The 6,888-nt window shown below is 23.8% G+C and carries 1 protein-coding gene; it reads right to left on the bottom strand.

The annotated features are described in order from the left end of the window. The coding region (locus GBZ86_RS11005; RefSeq protein WP_152890630.1) for a hypothetical protein at positions 1–6,710 on the bottom strand (6,710 nt) is incomplete at its 3' end. Between the last annotated feature and the right edge of the window lie 178 nt (positions 6,711–6,888).

The following is a 6,888-nucleotide window of genomic DNA, read 5'->3' as shown; positions in this document are numbered from 1 at the left end:
TTATCAAAATAAATAAATAAAATAGTTGAATTATCCTTATTTTTAAATCTTACTTTATTATAATTTAATTCATGTGTAATTAATTCATTAAGAGTTACTCTTAAAAATTCTGGTTCTTCTCCTACTTTATACTGATTTTGTCCTTTATAATTACTTATTATAATTGTACTAGCAATGTTATTAGATATTCTTAAAATATCAAAGGGGTCTTCCACTGAAATAAAATTTTCATTTAAATTATTACTAAAAGATTTTGCACTTTGCTTTACTAATATTTCATCATATAAATTTATATTATCCTTAGAATACTGTACATATTGAACATATTTTTCATTATCCTCTAACAGATTTGTAGATATAAAATCAGTAGCTGTAGTACTAATAAATATTTCATTTATTAATTTCATAAATCTTACTTCACACATTTCTTCATTACTATCATTTATAATTCTAATTTTACTATTTAAAGATGAATTTATTAATCCAGTAGATAATATTTGGAAAAAATCTGAATTTGACTGTGGAATATAAATCTGTCCTTTACTTGGATAATTAGAAATTTCTATTTTATTTTTTTCTTTATAAATTAAAAGCAAGTAATTTTTTGTAAATTTGAATTTTTTACCATGTAATGCTGTTTTAAATTTATTACCATTCTCATTAGATTTTAACACTACTTTTAATAAATTATTTCCATTTTCATTTTTTAAAATTAAAGTAAAATAAGGCTCATTAGAAGTTGAATCTGGAACTACTCCTGTGGAAGAAACAATAAACTGCTTAGTTTCTTCCGTAAATTCAATAGTTAATACTTCTTCATTAGTTTTAGATTTAACTGTTATTTTATTTGGTATTAAAATAGGGCTTATTCCTGTTGGAGTTATATTAAACTTTTGAGATCCCTCATTTACCATAGTATAAATATCCCCTGTATTAGGATAGTTTTCTAAAACTACTTTGGTTTTATCTAAATATTTTAAAGTTATAATATTACCAAAATCATACCCCTTATTATTTAAATCATTTTTAAATCTTTCTGCATTTTCATTATCCTTTATAATTCCTAAGTTTTTAACAGTTGTATTATCTAATAATTCAAATATAAATGCATTTACATTGTTTTGTCCATTATAAAGAACTCCTGTGGATGTAATCACTAATGTTTTTATAAATTTATCAAACTTAACATCTGCCATTTCTCTATTATTTAAAGAATTAAAAACAAAATTATTTGGAAGTGTTCTTATAGGTGGTATATAAGCTTCTAATCCTAATGCAGTTATTTTATAATACTCTTTAACATTATTTGGTGTATGAGTTACTCCTTGTGATGGAAAGTTAGTAATTTTAATATGAGGTATAGATTTTATATTATAATCTAATTCTATAAGCTGTTCATAATCAAAATTAGTTTCATCAAGTTCAATTAAAAAAACTGTTGAAACCATATTAGAAGTTAATTTAACCCTTTTAATAGGATTATATAAAGCTATATCTGTTTTATTATATAAGTTAAAAATAACATAATCATAACTACTAGTACTATCAGAAACATTAGTGGAAGATACTACCCTTAACTGTTTGTTTATAAAATCAAATCTTATTGCAGAAACTAGATTATCATTAACACTATTTATATTTATAGTATTTTTTAAGAAAACAGGGAAAGCCTCTAGTCCTATAGGAGTTATTTTATAATACTCTATAATTTCATTAGGAATATGATTTTGTCCCTGTGATGGAAAGTTAGTAATTTCTATGTGTGACATACTTTTATCAGCATAAGTTAATTTTATAATTTGATTATATTCAAAAGAAGATTCATTAAGATTATTTGCAAAAACTGTTGGATTACTATCAGAAATTAATTTAGTGGTTTTAATAGGGGTAGCTAATTGTATATCTAACTGAGCATATATACTAAATATAAAATAATCATAATTGTTTCTCACATCTGGAATGTTATTTGAAGCTGTAACATTTAATTTTTTATTAACAAAGTTGAATTTTATTGAAGTTGATAAATTATTATTAATATCCTTTATATTTATAGTATTTTTTAGAAAAACAGGATAAAGTTCTAGTCCAGAAGAAGTTATTTTATAATACTCTATAAGCTCATTAGGGGTATACTTCATGCCTTTAGATGGAAAATCAGTAATTTCAACATAGGATATGGCTTTATTATCATAGGTTAATTTTATAATTTGATTAAAATCAAAATCAGTATTGTTTAAAATATTAGCAAAACTTATTGGATTAACATTTGAAACTAACTCAGCTGTTTCAATAGGATTAGAAAAAGATTTATCCATTTCCGCATATAAATTAAAAGTAACATAATTATATCTACTTGAACTATCAGGAATGTTAATTAAAGATTTAACTCTTAATTTTTTATTTGTAATATTAAATTCTATAGAGGAAGATGGAGCATTATTAATATTTTTTATATTTATAATATTTGAAATAGCACTTGTTAACCCTTCTAACCCTAAGTTAGTTATCTTATAATATTCTATGATTTCAGTAGGAGTATGATTTGTTAAGTTAGTTGGAAAATTAGTGATTTTCACATGAGATATAGCCCGACTTGCATAGGTTAATTTTATTAATTGTCCATAATCAAAATCCGTTTCATTAAGATTCATTGAAAAAGCTGTTGCATTACTATTAGAAATTAAATTAGCTGTTTTTATAGCATTTGAAAAATTTGTGTCCGTTGAATTATACAAACCAAATGTAACATAGTCATATACACCTGTATTATCTGCTATATTTCCTAAAGATTTAACATCTAGCTTTTTATCTATAAAATTAAATTTTATTGAAGTAACAAGAGCATTATTAGTACTATTTATATTTATAATATTTTTAAGGAAAATGGGTAAAGGCTCTAATGCTGTTGGAGTTATTTTATAACGCTCTCTAGTATCTATTGGAACATGATCCATACCTTGTAAATCAGTGATTATAATGTGAGCCATAGCTTTAATATTATAGGTTAAATCAATATAATAATCATAGTCAAAAATTTTAAGATTAAGTTCATCTGTAAAATCAGAACTATTTCCATTAGAGGTTAATGTACCTGTAGTAATTAATTTATTTTGAGAACTATATAATTTAAAGATAATATAACTATAAGTGCTAGAACTATCTCCATTACCATTAAATGAGAAGGTTTGTATTACCTTATCTATGGTATTAAAATTTAATTCAATTAAAGAAGTATTATCTACTTTATTAATTTTTATAGTGTTTGGAAGGGTAGTGGTTGGTAACATAGCTGTAGGATTAAATTCTTGTAGTTCTTTTTTAGTTATCTTAAAAAATCCTCCATAAGTATCCATATTGAAAAACTGTCCATCTAACATTTTGCTTCTTCCTTGGGTAGGAAAGTTTTTAATCTCTATTAAATCAGAGGTAAAGGATGCTAATTCTATAGTATCTCCAAAATCAAAAGGAGTATTATTTAAAGCGTTAGCAAAAGCACTCCCATTTTCATCAGCTTTAATATAAGAAGAATTCTTTATATTATTTGAGCTATCTCTTAGCTTAAATAAAAAATAGCAGGTATTCTCTAAAGCTGGAGCCATTATATCACCTGTAGAAATAACTTTTAATTGTTTAGTCTTACTATTAAAGTTTACTTTAGCTATATTTGAAAAATCTATTTCTTGAGAATCTACAGATTTACTAACAAATTTCACTAACCCATTTTCAGTTATTTTAAATTTTTGTGGACTTTCAGTAAGGACTTTAGCTACATTAGTAAATGGAAAATCATAAACTTCAACTAAGTCTACATTTGAACATCCAACCTCTAATATATCACCAATATTAAAAGTATTAGATATATTACTATCATCTCTACTTACTTTTATTAAATCTCCTGTTTCATTTCTATTTATTCTTCCTTCAATTTTTATAGTTGTTTCTGTTTCATCTAATATTTTAAAATAAAAATTATGAGAATCAGTATTTACAGTACCTGTAGAGTAGGGTTGTATATAAATATTATTTGGATTATTTATATCTACTTTATCAAAATAAATATATAGAATTGCTTTATTATTTCTATTTTTAAATTTTATTTTATTATAATTTAGTTCATGAGGAACTAATGCAGAAGATGTTATCATTAAAAATTCTGGTTCTTCTCCTATATCATAGGTAGATTGTCCCTTATAATCATTTATTATTATCCTATTACCAATTTTATTTGACATTCTAAAAATATCAAAGGGTTGATTAATTTGTATAGAGGAGTCATTTAATGTATTACTGAAATCTTTAGCCTTTTGTTTTCCTAATATTTCAGCATATCCATTTAAACTTAGTCCATTTAAATTATATTTTACAAACTGAACATATTTTTCATTATTTTGAAGTGTATCAGTAGATATAGCATCGGTAGCTGTGGCAATAACTCTAACTCTTGACATAACAAGTGGTTTAATAAAATATAATGAGGCTATCTCTTCAATATTATCATTAACAATTTTAATTTTATTATTTAATAAGGCATCAAATAAGCTATCAGGAAATATTTTAAAGGCATTAGAGTTTATATTTGGCACATAGGTCTGTCCCAAACTTGAATAATTAGAAATTTCAATTTTAGTTTTATCTCTATAGATAAGAACTAAGGTATTTTCTGCAAATTTAAAACTTTTATTATTTAAAACCATTTTAAACTTATTACCATTTTCATTGGAATTTAAGGTAGCTGTTAATGTAGTATTTAAATCAATATCCTTTAAAAGTAAAGTAAAATAAACTTCTGTGGAGGATGTATCTGGGTCTATTCCTGTAGAAGAAACAATAAACTGTTCTGTTTCTTTATTAAACTCAATAGTTAAAACTTCTTCATTACTCTTAGATTTAACGGTTATTTTATTTGGTGTTAAAATTGGAGTTATTCCACTTTGTGTTATTATAAAACTTTGTGAATTATCAGCTGCTAAATTATAATTATCACCTATATCAGGATAGTTTTCTAAAATTATTTTAGATTTATCTAAATAAGTTAAAACTATATTATCTCCAAATTCAAACCTTTCATCATTTAATAGGTTTTGAAAATTAGATCCATTTTCATTGCCATTTAAAGTGGCAGAAGCTTTAATAGTTGTACCAGATTTTAATTCAAATTTAAATACAGTATCACTAGCTAACCCATTGTAAAAAACTCCCGTAGATGTAACAACTAACCTTTTAGTAGCTTTATCAAATTTAATCTTTACCATTTCACTATTATTTAAAGAATTAAATTTAAAGTTATTTGTAAATATATTTGAAGGTGGTGTATAAGTTATTAATGCTGAAGAAGTAATTTTGTAATACTCTGGGCTAGTACTTGGAATATGATTTACTCCCTCCCTTGGAAAATTACTTATTTCAGTATGTGCCATAGCCATGTTAGCATAAGTTAATTTTATAATTTGACCATACTGAAAACTAAATTCATTAAGTTCATTAAAAAAATCTGTGGCATTAACATTAGAAATTAATTTAGTAGTTTTAATTGGATTTGATAAGGTTACATCTGTTTCATTATATAAATTAAATTTAAAATAATCATAAGTACTTGAACCATCTGAAATATTGTTTAAAGATTTAACATTTAATTTTTTATCTATAGAATTAAATTTTATTAAAGTTACTGGTAAATTATTGATACTATTTATATTTATCACATTTGAAAGGAAAACTGGCAATGCTTGTAATCCTAAAGAAGTTATTTTATAACGTTCTCTAGTATCACTTGGAATATGATCTACTCCATTTAAATTAGTAAATACAATATGAGACTTAGACTTCTCATTATAGGTTAAATCTAGAATATAATCATCATTAAAACTTTTAAGTTTTATTTTTTCTAAAAAAGTTGAAATATCTCCATCTGATGTTAAAATACTTGTAGTAATTAATTTAGCTTCAGAATTATATAACTTAAATATAAAATAATTATAACTACTTAAAATATCACCATTACCACCAAAGGAAAAAGCCTGTATAACTTTATCTAAAATATTGAAATTTAAATAAATTAAAGGAGTATTGTCTACTTTATTAATTTTAATAGTATTAGGAAGTATAGTGGTTGGTAAAGATTGTGATGGATTATAACTTTGTAGCCCTTCAGTTGTTATCTTAAAAAATCCTTTTACAGTTTCAGAGTTAAAAAACTTTTTATTAATATCTTCACTTTGTCCAGTAGCAGGAAAATTATTAATTGTTATTTCATTTTCTGCATAAGCTTCTAATTCTATAATATCACCAAAATTAAAAGGTTTATTATTTAAATCAGCAACAAAATTATTAGCATTTTCATCTGCTTTAATAATAGAATGAAGCTTTATATTACTTGGATTAGAGGAATTCCTTAATTTAAATAAGTAATATATAGTATTTTTTAGTTGAGGATTTTTTTCTACACCAGTAGAACTAACAACTAATTTTTTTATATTAGCATTAAAACTTATTTTAGCTACATTTTTAAATATTAATTCTTCTAGTATAGTTATTTCCCCTAATCTATCTTTATTAATCTTAAAATGTATTTCTGAATCTTTTGGAGTATAAAAGGGGGTTTTTTCATCTGGAAAGTTAGTTATTAAAACTTTGTCATTGGATTGATATGATAAAGGAACTATATCTTTATGCTGAAAACTTGTATCTGAAAACTTTTTTGAAAAATCCATACTAATGCTCCTTTCAATTATATTATGGCAATTCGTATTAATCCTATATGATTTATCTTAAAGTATTCTATGTTTTTAGTAATGGTGTTTAACCATTATGAAATTTGGAAATTATCTATGCTAACTTTATTTAAACCTTTGCCATCACTAGTTATTTATAAAATATAACCTAATAAAT

The organism is Clostridium tarantellae, from assembly GCF_009295725.1.
GTDB classification, from domain to species: Bacteria; Bacillota; Clostridia; order Clostridiales; family Clostridiaceae; genus Sarcina; species Sarcina tarantellae.
Note: the sequence above shows the minus strand (reverse complement) of the source record. Positions and strands in the feature narration are given on the sequence as shown.